Here is a 15987-nt window from a genome sequence, read left to right on the forward strand (position 1 = left end):
GCAAATTTAAAATATAAGTATGGAAATAGACATTTCTGGTGTAGAGGATATTATGTGGATACGGTAGGACGATATGAAGGCGCAATAAAAGCGTATATTCGCAATCAACTACAAGAAGATATAGCACAAGATACATTAAACCTTAAAGAGTATACCGACCCGTTTACGGGTGAGCCAGTAAAATAGGCAAAAGAAAAGCCCCCGAGTAGGGGGCAGTCAGTGATAATAGAGTGGTTGTCAGATTATTCAATGCCCTCTTTAGAGGGCTACCACTAGAGAAAGACCCTTATAGGGTCAGAGCAAACCACCCGTTCTACGGGTGGGTATGATTTAAATAGGATAGGGATATAGTTTCTATCGATGTATGAGGATTTATTTTTATATGAGTAATGAAGTAATCGCATATAAATAGTATTTTAATGATAGGATAGAGTGTGTCACTGGATTATTCTCGTGTGACCAATGAAAAATAGAATACCTATCATGAGATTACTATAGATAAGAAGATATCCATCGCTTTATAGAGCACTGATAGCAGATGCATCGTTGGTTTGTCGTTTGACGAAGCGAAAGAAATAAGTGATGATGTTACTTGTAATCTGGTAGTGAAGTACGAAAATGGGGGGACAGAGTAGCCAAGTGATGAAGATACTTTTAATAAGAATAAAAATTATTACTAATTACTTGCTAAAATTATCGATATAGTGTATTATGTAATTGTAAATGAAAAATGTTTTCATTATAAAGAGTTTTAATCATTACATGATAGTATAGTGAGGTATCAAGTATGTCAATTATTGGTAAAGAAATTCCGGAATTTTCCGTACAAGCATTTAGAAATCCGAATATTGAAACAGTAACAAAAGCTGATATTATTGGTAAGTGGGCTGTATTCTGCTTTTACCCTGCAGATTTTACATTTGTTTGCCCTACAGAATTAGAGGATTTACAAACTAAATACGCTTATTTACAAGAACGTGGTGTTGAAGTGTATTCCGTATCAGTAGATTCTGAATTTGTCCATAAAGCATGGGCCGATGCATCTCCTAATATTGCGAAAATTCAATACCCTATGATTTCAGATCAACGTCATGAATTAGCTGATTTCTTTGGTTGCTTCTCTGAAGCAGAAGGTCGTGCCTATCGCGGATCGTTTGTCATTAATCCAGAAGGTAAAGTTGTAACAGCGGAAATTCATGATATGCCAATCGGTCGTTCTGCGGATGAATTAGTGCGTAAAGTAGACGCTGCTCAATTCGTAGCTGAACATGGCGATCGTGTTTGCCCAGCGAAATGGAAAAAAGGGGAAGATACATTAAAACCTGGTTTGGATTTAGTGGGCAAATTATAATTAATTAGTATATTTCTATATGATTGTTTAAATACACTCCTCATACAAAAAGCTACTATGGATCAAGTATTTGGTTCATAGTAGCTTTTTTTTGCTTTGATGCACGATACTTTCTATAATATTGTTCAATGTATTGAGGATTTATCGTAAAAGAAGTGACTACAGATAAGATTCCTACAAGTGTGTTCATAGGTGTGGTTGATAGATGTATATAGTGTACACGATGACGTTGGCGAAGTAGATACATTATCTATATACTTCCTATAATGGTAATAGAGGCATGGAACACGTACAGTAAAAGGAGAGAGTATAATAATGTATCTATAAATGTATGAGTATGGTGTGTGATAGATGCAGAGAATGTATACGATGACGTTGGTGAAGTAGATACATTACCTATATACTTTCTATAATGGTAATAGAGGCATGGAACACGTACAGTAAAAGGAGAGAGTATAATAATGTATCTATAAACGTACGAGCATGGTGTGTGATAGATGTTGCAGTGTATACGATGACGTTGACGAATTAGATACATTGCTATATATAATTCCTACAATTTTACTAGATGTATTGAAAGTTTGCAGTAAAAGTGATAGTATAGACATGAGTTTTCTATCGGTGTGTGCTGTGTCTGATTGATAGATTGTATATATTTTATACAATGCTCTTGACGAATTAGATAAATTGCTATATCATTAACATATGAATGATTATTCATATGTTAATGATGAAGAGTGATTGCATGCAGAAGTAATGATTATATAGTACAAGATGTGTATTATATAGTAGATAGAAATGATTTTATCATATATCAAAGGAGATATACAAACATGAAGCAAGTTTATCTAATGGAAGGGCTTACCTGCGCTAATTGTGCTGCTAAAATTGAAGACCGCATTCGCCAGATGGAAGGCATTCAAGAGGCCAACTATTCAGTGGGTACACAAAAAATGCATATTGTTACTGATATAGAAGACATGGAAGAACTAACCAGTAAATTTCAAAGCATTTGTGATGCCATTGAAGAAGGGGTTACAGTAAAACCGTTTCACCGTAAGGCAGTAGGGGAAGAAAAGAAGGAACACACTTTTTTGTTGAAAGGCCTTACTTGTGCCAATTGTGCCGGTAAAATTGAAGAAAAAATTAAAACATTACCCCATGTAAGTGATGTGACCTATGCGTTTAGTACGCAACAATTACGGCTAACATCGAATCATACTACCTCGATGTTGTGTGTGGAATTACAAGGTATCTGCGATGCCATAGAAGAAGGCGTGACAGTAGAAGCCTATAAACGACTTACGAAAGCGGAAACAGAAAAGAATCGGCAAGAGACTAAAAAAAGTGACGATGGTCTATGGACACTTATCATTGGTGGTATTATCCTACTCTTTGTATCGATTACAGAATTTGTTTCAGCTTGGGCACTTCCTAAACAGTTGGAAGATGTTATACTCGTTATTACCTATATTATTTTGGCCTATAAAATATTGTGGACAGCCATTAAGAATATCGGTCGAGGTCAAATTTTTGACGAAAACTTGCTCATGGGGATTGCAACGATAGGGGCTCTATTGATTGGCGAATTCCCAGAAGCGGTGGGTGTTATTTTCTTTTATCGTATTGGTGAAATGTTTGAACACCGTGCTACAGAACGGAGTCGTAATGAAATTATGACTGCCGTTGACATGCGTCCACAAGAAGTACGCGTGTTAACAGATGCTGGAAATGTAGTGATTGTGAATCCAGAAGAAGTGGAAGTAGGACAAATTATCGAAGTCCGTCCTGGCGATTTAATTCCATTGGATGGAACAATCATAGAAGGAACGACTCGTGTTAATACGGCGCCAGTTACAGGAGAACCGGTACCAATCGCTGCTGAACCGGGCACCTCATTATTGTCAGGGTGTGTTAATGAATCTGGTCGCATTGTATTGCGCGTCGATAATGCATTGAATGACTCAATGGTTACTAAAATTTTAGATTCTGTAGAAAATGCGGCAGCCTCTAAGCCTAAGATTGATAGATTTATTACTCGCTTTGCCCGTGTATATACGCCAATTGTTGTAGTAGTTGCATTAATTACAGGAATCATTCCTCCACTATTGGGATTCGGTACGTGGGATCATTGGATTTATACAGCCTTGACATTCTTGGTTATTAGTTGCCCTTGTGCATTGGTATTAAGCGTACCATTGGCCTTTTTCTCGGGTATTGGGGCGGCATCAAAACGAGGTATTTTATTAAAAGGTGGCTTAGTGATTGAAGCCTTATCAAATATTAAAGCGGTAGCATTAGATAAAACTGGTACGATTACAACTGGTGAATTTGCAGTACAGTCAATTAATCCTGTACCAGAATCAGATGAATTAAAAGTATTAACCTATGCAGCCGCCTTGGAAGTCATTTCTAATCACCCTATTGCGATTAGTGTTACAAAAGCGGCAAAAGATCGTAATATTTTTATTAGCAAAGCGACCGATACTGAAGAAATTCCTGGAGAAGGTCTGGTTGGTATAGTTGATGGTAAACAAGTATGCGTTGGTAATGTGCGTTTGATGGAACGTTATCAAGTAGCAAATCATCCTAGCGAATTAGCACCGTATTGCAGTGAAGTGTTGGTTGGTGTAGATGGTCAATACATAGGCAATATTCGCATTGCTGATAGCCTTCGTGAAGATTCGGCAGAGGCAATTCGCACGTTGAAATCTAAAGGTATTGAAAGTGTTATGTTAACTGGCGATAATCAACGAAGTGCAGAATATATTGCTTCCCAAATTGGCATTTCTGCTGTAAAAGCGCAATTATTACCACAAGACAAATTATCAGCAGTTAAAGAAATTCGTCAACAATATGGAGAAACTATGTTTGTTGGTGACGGTATCAATGATGCGCCTGTATTGGCTGGTGCTGATGTAGGTGGGGCTATGGGATCTGGTGCCGATGCAGCGATTGAGGCTTCTGATGTGGTATTTATGAGATCGTCATTAAGTGCGATTTCTGATGTTATGGGGATTTCAAAACATACAGTACGTATAGCATGGCAAAATGTTGCGTTTGCAATCGCTATTAAAATTGTTATCATGGCATTAGGTTTGGCTGGTTATGCATCCATGTGGTGGGCTGTATTTGGTGATACAGGTGTATCAATCCTTTGTATTTTGAATTCAGTTCGTATTTTATACAAAAAATAACTACCTTCGTAGATGTACGTATGCTTGCCAAGGCACATATTTGTGGTTGATATAGCATATCGATGTGATTACATTGAGTAACTAGTTCTAGAAAATTTACTATATGATATAGCTCTAATACCGTAGAGGAGCGTTGATTCATTGTATCAACGCTCCTCTGTTTTATTTGTAGCATGGAGTTAGTGATAGAAATAATGCCCTGATTACAAGCATAATCAATTTGACCGTTGCAATGCTTGCTTTCAAGGCGATTAGAAAAAGATAAAAGCAAGGAGGGTGAAAGCCCATCCACCTTTCTAATAATATTTTAAATATAAGGAGGCAATATGTAAAGCTTACTTGTTTTATCAATTGTAACAGGTGTATTAGCAACTACATTATATATTTTATTAATAGTTAGTAAATGAATTTTATATATTGGATTTTTGCAGTAGGTTATTTTACCTAGTTTTATTACATTTTAATAAAGTAGTTCTTTACAGCAATATATCATTATATCTTGTAAAAGTGTAATGAAATGGGGTATAATTCAATAGATATAGATGAATGAGGAGGTGCGATATGCTTACGGTATATAAACATGTAGATGAAGAACTAGTTTCTGATACAACCGTTGCGGATGCAACAAAAGGATCTTGGGTTAATTTGGTGAACCCAGACCCCGATGAGTTAGCATTAATCAATATCCTTACAGAAATTCCGACAGACGTATTAAAAACAGCCTTAGATATGGAAGAACGTTCTCACGTTGAGATCGAAGATAATTATATATTTGTTGTTATTAATATTCCTGCTTTGCGCGGTAATGATGAATATGATACGGTGCCATTAGGTATATTTTTAACTCCAGATTTTATTATTACTGTTTGTTTAGAAGAATCGGATGTGCTATATCCATTTATTAATAATCAAGTTTCTACATTTTATACGTATAAAAAGACACGATTTTTATTTCAAGTTTTATATCGTACAGCAGTATTGTTTTTGCGTTATTTGCAACAAATTAATCGACGTACGGATGATATTGAAATACAATTACGTCATACGACTAAAAACAAAGATTTCTTCCAGTTGTTAGAATTGCAAAAATCCATGACCTATTTTTCATCAGCCTTACGCACAAATGGAACTGTGATGGAACGATTGCTCCGCATGCGGCGGCATACGGCATTAACACATTTGCTCAAAATGTATGAGGAAGATGAAGATTTGTTGGAAGATGTTATTATCGAAAACAAGCAGGCTATGGAAATGGTAGAAATGTATTCTAATATTTTAATGAACATGATGAATGCGTTTACATCCATTATTTCTAATAATGTAAATAATGTCATGAAAATGTTGGCAGCCTTAACGATTACATTAGCAGTACCAACGATTATTTTTAGTTTGTGGGGTACTAATGTAGGGCTCCCTTTTCAACATGATATATATGGATTCCTTGAAATTATTTTAATTGCTGTGGTGGCTATGGCGATAGCTATTGTTGTTATGTGGAAAAAAGATTTGTTTTAGGATGGATGTATACTAGCGTAGATGTATACCAGTATTGCTTCTTACTAGCGTGATAGAGATTCGTTCATGCTAGTAGGGCATGGATGGAAATTATATAGACCTAGTTTATAATACTAACAGCCCCCCGTGGATAGGAGTACACGGGGGGCTGTTTCTGTTTGCATGTATGTATAGAATGATTATTTTAATTTCATTGGTTGACCACAGCATTGGAAGTCGCAGCAGTGATCATGGTTTGGTTGACAAGCGCTATCATGATCGCAAGTACATTCTTTAATTACTTCGATTTCAAAACCACAATCTGCACAAACGTACACTTGACCTTTTTTCATTTCTCCACAAGATGCCATAATAATATACCTCCTAGTATAAATAAAATAAAATTAACTTTTAATTATTAACATATACCCGTATAGGTATCGTCTATACTTCTATTATATATTAAATTTAAAATTTGTAAAGGGGGTATATCAAATTTTTTTGAAATATTTATGTTGATACAGATATATGCGAAAAATAGGCAATCAGAAGGTATAGAGAATTGTGAGTAGAGGAAGAACATATTGGGCTATGTGTAGAAGACATACAATATATTATATTGGCATACTTGTGAAGGTTAGTAACGTTCATAGTGAGTAGACATAGTATATAGTATTTTGTATAATAGAAAAATATTTTCAAGTCTTCTTGTGAAAAGGCTGATAATACTAGCCTAATAAGGAATATGAGGCGTGTGTTTATAGAGGGGTCATTTTCCATTATGGAATATTTCTAGACCTTTGCAGTGAAAGGAATTATGATGACAAATAGAGGGATTAAAGAATTAGCAAGAACGGGTTTATTTGTAGCATTGACAGTTATTATGTCATATATATTGGCAATTCATACAACCTTTGTACATATTACATTTGGTTTTATACCAACGGCTATATTTGCAATCATGTACGGACCAATTCGTGCAGGCATTATGGCAGCCATTGCGTGTTTGATTGGAATGACACTGTTTGGACGAGGTGTATTTTTCCCAGGGTTTATGGTAACAGAATTTTTGGTGGGATGTGTCTACGGTTATTGGTTATACAATCGACCTATTACGATACGTCGCATTTGCATTCCCGAATTGATAGTAACTGTGTGTTTACATTTGGGGTTAAATACATTGTGGCTTGTAATTTATTATAATAAAGCCATATCGGCTATATTTATGAGTCGATTGATTAAAAATATTATTTGTTTTCCTTTAGAAGTAGCCTTGATTTTCGTTGTGTATAAAGGGTTAGAAAAATGGTTGCAAACGTATCGCAAATAGGGTACCTGTAAGGGGAGCAGTTCCGCCCAATGATTTCCTTTCTATACGTAGTACATTAGTATATGCGTGACTTCTTTTCTGTGCGTGGCGTTGTAGTTATTTTGCATGGTACGTCATGGGGGAATTTAGTACGATTACTTTTTCTAGGGACAGTGATGTATAGTACACGCACGCTATCATAGGCGCGATATCTGGTAACGTCCAATCGTTGATAGGTAGAGAATTGTGCATAGCAGATTGACTATATCTATGTATGGTGAGTGGATACTTTATGTGACGGACCTTCTATCAAGTAGAAACCTACTTATAAAAAGCTTGCTAAAGACTAAAATTTTTGATAAAATACATATAGTTTTGGAGAGGTGTCTGAGCGGTTTAAGGAGCTGGTCTTGAAAACCAGTGATACGGCAACGTACCGTGGGTTCGAATCCCACCCTCTCCGCCACATATATGAATTCAATTTTTATCACCTAGATTTTTTCTAGGTGATTTTTATTATATTTTTGTGTACTCATCCTTTGATAAGAGATACATAATTAACTTTCGTGATATACAAAGGGAACGATTAGTATATAATGATATAGTATATAAAAATGTGATTTATTCTTCATAAGAAAAATATGATTGATGGCAAAGAATCAATAGATGAGCATATAGGCGTGTGCATAAAAATATTACATATACATAGACAAAGAACTTTTTATTACATATAATATGTGCATACGAGTCTGTGGTTGAAAGTCGATGCCAGACGCAGGCAAAACGATCCACGTAAGCAAGTGAATGACTTGTGAGCATGGTGCGTCTTAGATGTAAGTCCTGCCGGAATAACCGAGAGGAGCAGTAGTGGGGAGCAATAGACTTATGAGCGAACCTCCCAGCAGGCGAGTGTGGGGGCAAAAACCAGGTCAGTCGTATAGAAGGCACATGAGAATTTTCTCGTGTGCCATTTTTATGTATTGGGTCAATCATTTAAAAGTATATAGATTATGGTGATATGACTGAAGAAATGGTGTTACTTTACTCAGTAAGAAGGATTTTATAGTACGAGTCTACTCATAGTTTGTGAATCATTTCTTGTACGTGTATATGCATACACTTTTAGGTGGTACATATATGATTCTAGAAAATGAGAGGGTAGCTGCATCGTATGCGTAGTATGGAGCCTATACAAATGTGTGGTAGATGCAGTGCTTAATCGTTAGGTAGTATCGGTATATATTTATGATACGATTCATGATAAAAGTTGCATATAAATTAAATCTTTATGATGGTGATAAAATATATGTAAACAGAGTGATTGATAGTTACTTCCTATGAAATCTGGTTATACTAAAGTGATGATATAAGTTGTTGACTTGTATATTCATACAATATATAATGATTTAGTGAATAAAGCTACTCCTTTGTGTGGTAGTTATTAAAGATTGTACGATGTAAATAGAAAGATAGGGATCGGCGTATGAATTTTGATTGGTCATTAATTATTGATAATTTACCACTCTTGTTGAAAGGCGCATTGGTAACAGTGGAAATTACGGCCATGAGCGTAGGGTGTGGTTTCTTTATTGGGATGGTTGCTTCATTAGCTAATTTATCTAAGTTTAGACTTGTTCGATTACTTGCTAAATTATATGTAGATATTATTCGTGGTACACCACTATTGGTACAAATTTTCTTGATTTATTTTGCACTACCTATGATTATTCATACCAAGATTAATCCTTTTGTAGCAGCGGTGACTGCTTGTAGTATTAATTCTGGTGCCTATGTCTCTGAAATCTTTCGCGCAGGTATTCAATCGATTGATAAAGGACAAATGGAAGCAGGTCGCTCTTTAGGACTTAACTGGATGCAAACAATGCGTTATATTATCATGCCACAAGCGTTTAAACGAATTATTCCACCATTGGGGAACGAGTTTATTGCAATGTTGAAAGATTCCTCTCTTGTTTCTGTCATTGGGTTTGAAGAATTGACACGGCGAGGTCAATTAATTATAGCCAAAACCTATGGTTCTTTTGAAATTTGGACAACCGTAGCTATCATTTATTTAATTATGACCATGACGATTAGCCAATTAGTAGGATACCTTGAAAGGAAATATAAAATAAAATGATAAAATTACAAAATATACATAAAAACTTTGGCAAAAACGAAGTATTAAAAGGAATTAATCTTCATGTAGAAAAAGGCGAAGTAGTTGTTATTATTGGCCCTTCCGGATCAGGGAAAAGTACAGTACTACGCTGCATGAATTATTTAGAAGTGCCTACCAGTGGAGATGTTCTTGTTGATGGGCTGAATCTTAATGATAAAAACAATGTGAATCGAGTGCGTACTGAAGTGGGCATGGTGTTTCAACGATTTAATTTGTTCCCTCATATGACCGTTATGGATAACTTAACATTGGCACAGCGAAAGGTAAGAAAAATACCTAAAGCGGAAGCAGAAGCAACTGGGTTAGCTCTATTGAAACGTGTTGGTTTAGCGGATAAGGCTGATGCATATCCTGAAAGTTTATCTGGCGGTCAACAACAACGTGTGGCGATTGCCCGTGCATTAGCAATGAAACCAGAAGTTATGCTTTTTGATGAGCCTACATCGGCACTAGATCCAGAAATGGTTCATGAAGTACTAGATGTTATGAAAAATTTGGCTCGTGAAGGTATGACAATGGTGGTGGTAACGCATGAAATGGGATTTGCCAAAGAAGTAGCTACACGGGTTTTATTTGTTGATGATGGACAAATTCTAGAAGAAGGAACGCCATCAGAAATTTTTGACCATCCTAAACATGAACGGACACAATCATTTTTATCGAAAATCTTATAACAGATAGTCATATATATTTTGATTGATATTTATCACTGTCTATGATAATATGAATCTATAATTACAATCGTAATTATGATTGTGTAGTTTTAGGAGGAATTTTCATGTTAGGTAAAGTTAAATGGTTTAGTGCGGAAAAAGGATATGGATTTATTGAAAGAGAAGATGGTGGCGATGTATTCGTTCATTTCTCTGCAATTCAAGATGAAGGATTCAAATCTTTAACTGAAGGTCAAGACGTTAATTTTGATATTATCGACGGTGATCGTGGCCCTCAAGCTGCGAACGTAGTTAAAGCATAAATATAATACTTACAATCAGACGTCTGGTGAGATAGTTTCTCGCCAGACGTTTTCCTATATGGAATGAACAGTGAATTGATTCATACAACTAATATGGAAAGAAATTATTGGTTACTGATACTAACATATATTCTTATAAGAATATGTATGAGAAATTTAGTAGAATTGCTAGTCATCTATATGGAGAATTAAAGGCAATCAACATAGATTCAATAGTATGTTAGAGAGTATCGTTAGTGGCAGTGATGTAAGAATTTACACGGAAACTATGAAAAATATAAACAAAAAAGAGGAGTTTAGTAGTTACTTATAGAATATATATAATATATAAACATTATAATAATGAGAGAAATCTCATATATATAAAAGAAAGGGTGTTTATTATGAAAGTAACAGTACGAGGAAAAAACATTGAAATTACAGTAGCTTTACGGGAATACGTGGAAAAGCGTGCCGATAAATTGGGGCGTTATTTTGATGGTCCTTTTGATGTAAATGCGGTGTTATCTAGCATAAAAGGTGAAAATGTTATTGAATTGACTTGCTTCGTAGAGGGCGTTGTCTTGCGAGGCGTTGAAAAAAATAATGATATGTATGCAGCCATCGATTTGGTAGTGGATAAAATTGTACGACAAATTCATAAACATAAAACGCGCTTAGCAAGACGCTTTAAGAAACAAAAGACGTTCATTGCCGCTGCTAGTGATGCATCGATCGAAGAAGATTCGTTAGAAGTAGTAAAACGCAAACATTTTGCAGTGCGTCCTATGGATGTAGAAGAAGCGATTATGCAAATGAATTTAGTAGGACATAATTTCTTTATGTTCTTTAATGCAGAAACTGAAATTATGAATGTTGTATACCGTCGTAATGATGGTAAATATGGTTTATTAGAGCCAGAATTATAAGATACATAGAGTAAATTTGTGATATAGCTGGTTGATTAGGAATACATACTATATATTCCTAATCAATCAGCTTCTTTGTTTTGACTATTCTAGGCTTTTTTGATAGAATTAATTAGATACATATGTCGTTATACTCATTAAGGAGTTGATTTTTTTTGTTCGGTTTTATTGAAAAACTGTTAGGCAATAATAGTGCTAAAGAAATAAAAAAGATGCGTAAAATTGTAGATGAAATTAATGCGCTAGAAAATACATATATTGCATTGAGTGATGCTTCTTTAGTTGCTAAAACAACTGAATTTAAAGAGCGTTTAGAAAAAGGGGAAACACTGGATGACTTATTACCAGAAGCGTTTGCTGTTGTTCGTGAAGCTTCTAAACGCGTATTGGGAATGAGACACTTCGATGTCCAATTAATTGGTGGTATTACATTACATAAAGGCAATATTGCAGAAATGAGAACTGGGGAAGGTAAAACCTTAGTTGCCACATTGCCTGTATATTTAAATGCCTTGACTGGTAAAGGGGTTCATGTGGTTACGGTAAATGATTACTTAGCATCTCGTGACTGTGAACAAATGGGTAAATTGTACAATTTCTTGGGACTATCGACAGGTTTGATTATATCTAACTTGGATTATCAACAGCGTAAAATCGCCTATGCCGCAGATATTACGTATGGAACCAACAATGAATTTGGCTTTGACTATTTGAGAGATAATATGGTTAGTGATGTGAGCCAAATGGTACAACGACCATTGCACTATGCCATTGTGGATGAAGTGGATTCTATCTTGATTGATGAAGCTCGTACGCCATTGATTATTTCTGGCCCAGGTGAGCGGTCTACCGATAATTATTACACATTGGCTAAGATTGTGCCTCGTTTAAAAGCCGGCGAAGATGAAGATTATGTAATTGATGAAAAACAAAAAACCATAGCGCCTACAGAAAAAGGGATTGCGAAGGTAGAAAAAATGTTAGGCATTGAGAACTTATATGATCAAGAAAATCTTGAGCTTAATCATTTATTAGGGTGTTCCTTACGAGCTTATGCGATGATGCATCGTGATACAGACTATGTCGTTAAAGATGGCGAAGTAGTTATCGTAGATGAATTTACAGGACGATTGATGTTTGGCCGTCGTTACTCTGATGGATTGCATCAAGCCATTGAAGCAAAAGAAGGATTGAAAGTAGAACGGGAAAGTCAAACATTAGCATCGATTACGTTCCAAAACTATTTTCGCATGTACGATAAATTAGCAGGCATGACAGGGACAGCTAAAACTGAAGAAACTGAATTTAGTAATATCTATGGTTTAGCAGTGTGGCCTATTCCGTCTAATAAACCATTAATACGACTTGATTTACCAGACTTAATCTTTAAAACGAAAGCAGCTAAATATAGAGCCGTTGTACGTGATGCAGTAAAACGACATAAAGCAGGACAACCAATTTTGATTGGTACTACTTCTATCGTTCAATCAGAAGAACTGAGCGATATGTTAAAACGCAGTGGTGTGCCACATAATGTGCTAAATGCAAAACATCATGAAAAGGAAGCAGAAATTATTGCACAAGCGGGACAAAAAGGAATGGTTACCATTGCTACTAATATGGCTGGTCGTGGTACCGATATTGCCTTAGGTGAAGGTGTTCCTGAATTAGGGGGCTTGGCTATTTTAGGGACAGAACGACATGAAAGTCGTCGCATCGATAATCAGTTGCGTGGTCGTTCCGGTCGTCAAGGCGACCCAGGATCTTCACAATTCTTCTTATCCTTAGAAGATGATTTGATGCGTATTTTTGGCGCCGATAATATTGCGGGTATGATGGATAAATTGGGCATGGAAGAAGATGAACCGATTGAACATGCTTTGATTACTCGCTCCATTGAAAAAGCCCAGAAAAAAGTTGAAAATCGAAATTATGAAATTCGTAAACAAATTCTTGAATATGACGATGTTATGAATCAACAGCGTGAAGTGCTTTATGAACAACGTCACAAGATTTTACAAAATGAATCGTTGAAGGATACAATTATTGGAATGGTTGATAAAATTGTATTTGAAGCGATGGATCGGTTTGCCGATGAAAAGTTATATCCAGAAGAATGGGATTATGAAGGACTTTCAAAGCATTTAAGCAATTATTTCCTTGATACGAAAACGTTCACTGTTGCGCATATGGAAGAATTAGGCCGCGGTGAATTAGAGGAAAAATTATTAGATATTGCTCATGTAGAATATGAAGAACGGGAATCTTTACTCGGTGAATCTATGATGCGCCAGCTAGAAAAAGCGATTATGTTGCGCGTTGTGGATAGAAAATGGATGGAACATTTAGATAATATGGATATGTTACGCGAAGGTATTGGCCTTCGTGCGTATGGACAAAAAAATCCATTGGTGGAATATAAATTTGAAGCCTATGACATGTTCCAAAATATGATTGAATCAATTCAAGACGAAACAGTTATGTATTTATTCCGTATTCGTGCTCAATTTATTGAAAACGTAGAAGAAGAAAAACCTGTTGATTATTTACATGATGCACAGACCCACCATGACGATGTGTTGGAGCCACAAAACATAGATTAAGACTTGTGTGAATGGCACATTGCCAAGGAGAAACATCTTCTTGCAAGTGCCATTTTCTGTATGTATCATGATATGATGCGGCTAAAGTTGATAATGTATTGAGTAAAAGATAAATAGAAAGTGGGTGAACCAATTGCTAGAAGATTTAAAAGGTGTCATTGGCAATTTGGAGGAGCGTATTTATGGAATGAGGGATTCACTTTAACATTGCTCAAAAAGAAGATAGAATTTTTACATTAGATGTAAAAATGAGTGATCCTGAATTTTGGAATGATCCAGAAAAAGCTAAAGAAATTTCTCAAGAAGCGACTGCGTTGAAAACGGCAGTAGATAATTATAAAACATTGGTTAATGATATTGACGATGCAAAGTTGATGTTAGATATGGCGATTGAAGAAGATGAGCCATCGATGGAAAAAGAAATTTCTCTACATCTTGAACATATTGCAGAGTTGGTAGATAAACAAGAGATATTATTATTGTTAAGTGGCGAATATGATCATAATAATGCCATTTTAACATTCCATGCTGGTGCTGGTGGTACTGAAGCACAAGATTGGGTATCTATGTTGATTCGAATGTACTTGCGATGGGCAGAAAAAGCAGGCTTTTCAGTTACCATGATGGATGAACTACCTGGTGATGAAGCGGGGATTAAAAGTGCTACTTTCATGGTGTCAGGAGAAAATGCCTTTGGGTATTTGAAATCAGAAAAAGGAGTCCATCGATTGGTACGGATTTCTCCATTTGACGCGGCTGCACGACGACATACTTCGTTTGCAGCAGTTGATGTTATGCCTGAAATTGATGATACAGTAGATATTAATATTGATATGAAAGATGTTGATGTAGATACATTTCGTGCTAGCGGAGCAGGCGGACAGCATATTAATAAGACCAGCTCAGCGGTGCGTATGACACATAGACCGACAGGCATTGTTGTTCAATGCCAAACACAGCGCTCTCAGTTGCAAAATAGAGAAACTTGTTTAAAATTATTGAGAGCTAAATTATTCGAAATTGAATTAGAAAAACAAGCCGAGTTAAAAGCTAAAATTGGCGGAAATTATCAAGCTATTGAATGGGGCAGTCAAATCCGTTCCTATGTATTCCATCCGTACAATCTAGTGAAAGATCATCGAACTAGTGTAGAAACAGGCAATATACAAGCGGTAATGGATGGCAATCTTGATATGTTCATGGAAGGCTATTTAAAGAAAGAAGCTAATTTAATAGTATAATTACTATTGAGGAGAAGATAAATGAAAAAGTTAATTGTTTTTCTTGTAGTGGTGGCAGCCATAGTAACAGCGATAGCACAAGTGGTATTGCCAACATTTGTTAGTCATCAAATGGAATCCTTACTGGGCGATAAACTACATGCAGAGTCACGGTATGTAGACATACAATCTTCTCCAGCTATTAAAATGGCATCAGGACAGATTGATTCATTTGTAGGTGAATTTGAAAATGCAAAATTAGGAAAGTTAAATTTTGCAGAAGTGCGGGTGCATGTGAACCATGCATCGGTTGATCCGATTCAACTTATTATATCGCAACGCGTAGTCTTAACGGGGCTAGGAACTGGTGAGATTGAAGGAACGATTACATCACAAGATTTAGAATCGTTCATGGAATCATCCGTTAAAGGCCTAGATAATGCTCGTGTTACTGTACATGATGATACGATTGAATTGACTGGTAATATTGATGTAGGCGGATTTTTGCGAGGAAAAGCTACGATTGCGGGCGTGTTGGCAATTAAAGAAAACCAACTTTATTTTGTGCCTCAACGATTTGCGATTAATGGCATCAATGTAGGTGGACTTAATTCAGCTTTATTAAAAGATGTAGCGATTTATGATTTCTCGAATTTCCCTATCGCCGCACAAGCCGAACGGGTTGTGTTAGAGAATGGTGAAATTCATGTATTTGTTACACCAGGTGCTAACTAGGAAGGAATTGTT

General features: G+C 36.0%; 13 protein-coding genes and 1 tRNA gene. 13 read left to right on the forward strand and 1 reads right to left on the reverse strand.

The genetic code is table 11. The features are described 5' to 3' along the window. The 4 genes from K357_RS0103150 to K357_RS0103165 form a co-directional block, all read left to right on the forward strand. Nucleotides 1-186: IS200/IS605 family transposase (locus tag K357_RS0103150; protein ID WP_028257420.1), on the forward strand; the 186-nt coding region annotated here is incomplete at its 5' end. A 601-nt stretch (nucleotides 187-787) separates the two neighbouring features. Beyond that, on the forward strand, nucleotides 788-1351 hold the full coding sequence (gene ahpC / locus K357_RS0103155; RefSeq protein ID WP_028257421.1) for an alkyl hydroperoxide reductase subunit C: 564 nt from the start codon (nucleotides 788-790) through the stop codon (nucleotides 1349-1351). 833 nt (nucleotides 1352-2184) lie between these two features. After that, the gene (locus tag K357_RS0103160; RefSeq protein WP_071838031.1) at nucleotides 2185-4548 is read left to right on the forward strand and encodes a heavy metal translocating P-type ATPase; all 2364 of its coding nucleotides are present in this window, start codon (nucleotides 2185-2187) and stop codon (nucleotides 4546-4548) included. 561 nt (nucleotides 4549-5109) lie between these two features. Then, entirely contained in the window at nucleotides 5110-6063 is a 954-nt protein-coding gene (locus K357_RS0103165; protein ID WP_028257423.1) for a magnesium transporter CorA family protein, read from the forward strand. A 179-nt stretch (nucleotides 6064-6242) separates the two neighbouring features. Here the strand turns inward: K357_RS0103165 and K357_RS09845 are convergent, their stop codons facing one another. Then, nucleotides 6243-6413, reverse strand: a complete 171-nt coding sequence (locus K357_RS09845) for a hypothetical protein (protein WP_169712403.1) — start codon at nucleotides 6411-6413, stop codon at nucleotides 6243-6245. A 446-nt stretch (nucleotides 6414-6859) separates the two neighbouring features. On the opposite strand from K357_RS09845, the gene K357_RS0103175 reads away from it, so the two are divergent. The 9 genes from K357_RS0103175 to K357_RS0103215 all read left to right on the forward strand — a co-directional run bounded on the left by K357_RS0103175 (nucleotide 6860) and on the right by K357_RS0103215 (nucleotide 15975). Further along, entirely contained in the window at nucleotides 6860-7372 is a 513-nt protein-coding gene (locus tag K357_RS0103175) for a folate family ECF transporter S component (RefSeq protein ID WP_028257424.1), read from the forward strand. A 356-nt stretch (nucleotides 7373-7728) separates the two neighbouring features. Beyond that, nucleotides 7729-7817: transfer RNA gene (locus K357_RS0103180), tRNA-Ser, on the forward strand. A 1017-nt stretch (nucleotides 7818-8834) separates the two neighbouring features. Then, nucleotides 8835-9491 carry an amino acid ABC transporter permease gene (locus tag K357_RS0103185; protein ID WP_028257425.1) on the forward strand — a complete coding sequence of 219 codons (657 nt, stop codon included), beginning with the start codon at nucleotides 8835-8837 and terminating at the stop codon, nucleotides 9489-9491. Further along, nucleotides 9488-10207, forward strand: a complete 720-nt coding sequence (locus K357_RS0103190; protein ID WP_028257426.1) for an amino acid ABC transporter ATP-binding protein — start codon at nucleotides 9488-9490, stop codon at nucleotides 10205-10207. The genes K357_RS0103185 and K357_RS0103190 overlap by 4 nt, the downstream gene beginning before the upstream one ends. A gap of 104 nt (nucleotides 10208-10311) precedes the next feature. After that, on the forward strand, nucleotides 10312-10509 hold the full coding sequence (locus K357_RS0103195; RefSeq protein WP_028257427.1) for a cold shock domain-containing protein: 198 nt from the start codon (nucleotides 10312-10314) through the stop codon (nucleotides 10507-10509). 383 nt (nucleotides 10510-10892) lie between these two features. Further along, a complete protein-coding gene (gene hpf, locus K357_RS0103200; protein WP_028257428.1) occupies nucleotides 10893-11417 on the forward strand; it encodes a ribosome hibernation-promoting factor, HPF/YfiA family in 525 nt (174 codons plus the stop codon). Nucleotides 11418-11629: 212 nt separating this feature from the next. Then, a complete protein-coding gene (gene secA, locus K357_RS0103205; protein ID WP_425314970.1) occupies nucleotides 11630-14020 on the forward strand; it encodes a preprotein translocase subunit SecA in 2391 nt (796 codons plus the stop codon). A 133-nt stretch (nucleotides 14021-14153) separates the two neighbouring features. Further along, a protein-coding gene (prfB, locus tag K357_RS0103210) for a peptide chain release factor 2 (RefSeq protein WP_244869367.1) occupies nucleotides 14154-15261 on the forward strand; the annotation gives its coding sequence in 2 pieces (ribosomal slippage) (nucleotides 14154-14210 and nucleotides 14212-15261; 1107 coding nt in all). Nucleotides 15262-15282: 21 nt separating this feature from the next. Beyond that, nucleotides 15283-15975 carry an LmeA family phospholipid-binding protein gene (locus K357_RS0103215; RefSeq protein ID WP_028257431.1) on the forward strand — a complete coding sequence of 231 codons (693 nt, stop codon included), beginning with the start codon at nucleotides 15283-15285 and terminating at the stop codon, nucleotides 15973-15975. Nucleotides 15976-15987 lie beyond the last annotated feature (12 nt).

This window comes from Veillonella montpellierensis DSM 17217, from assembly GCF_000426745.1.
In the GTDB taxonomy this organism is placed as follows: domain Bacteria; phylum Bacillota; class Negativicutes; order Veillonellales; family Veillonellaceae; genus Veillonella; species Veillonella montpellierensis.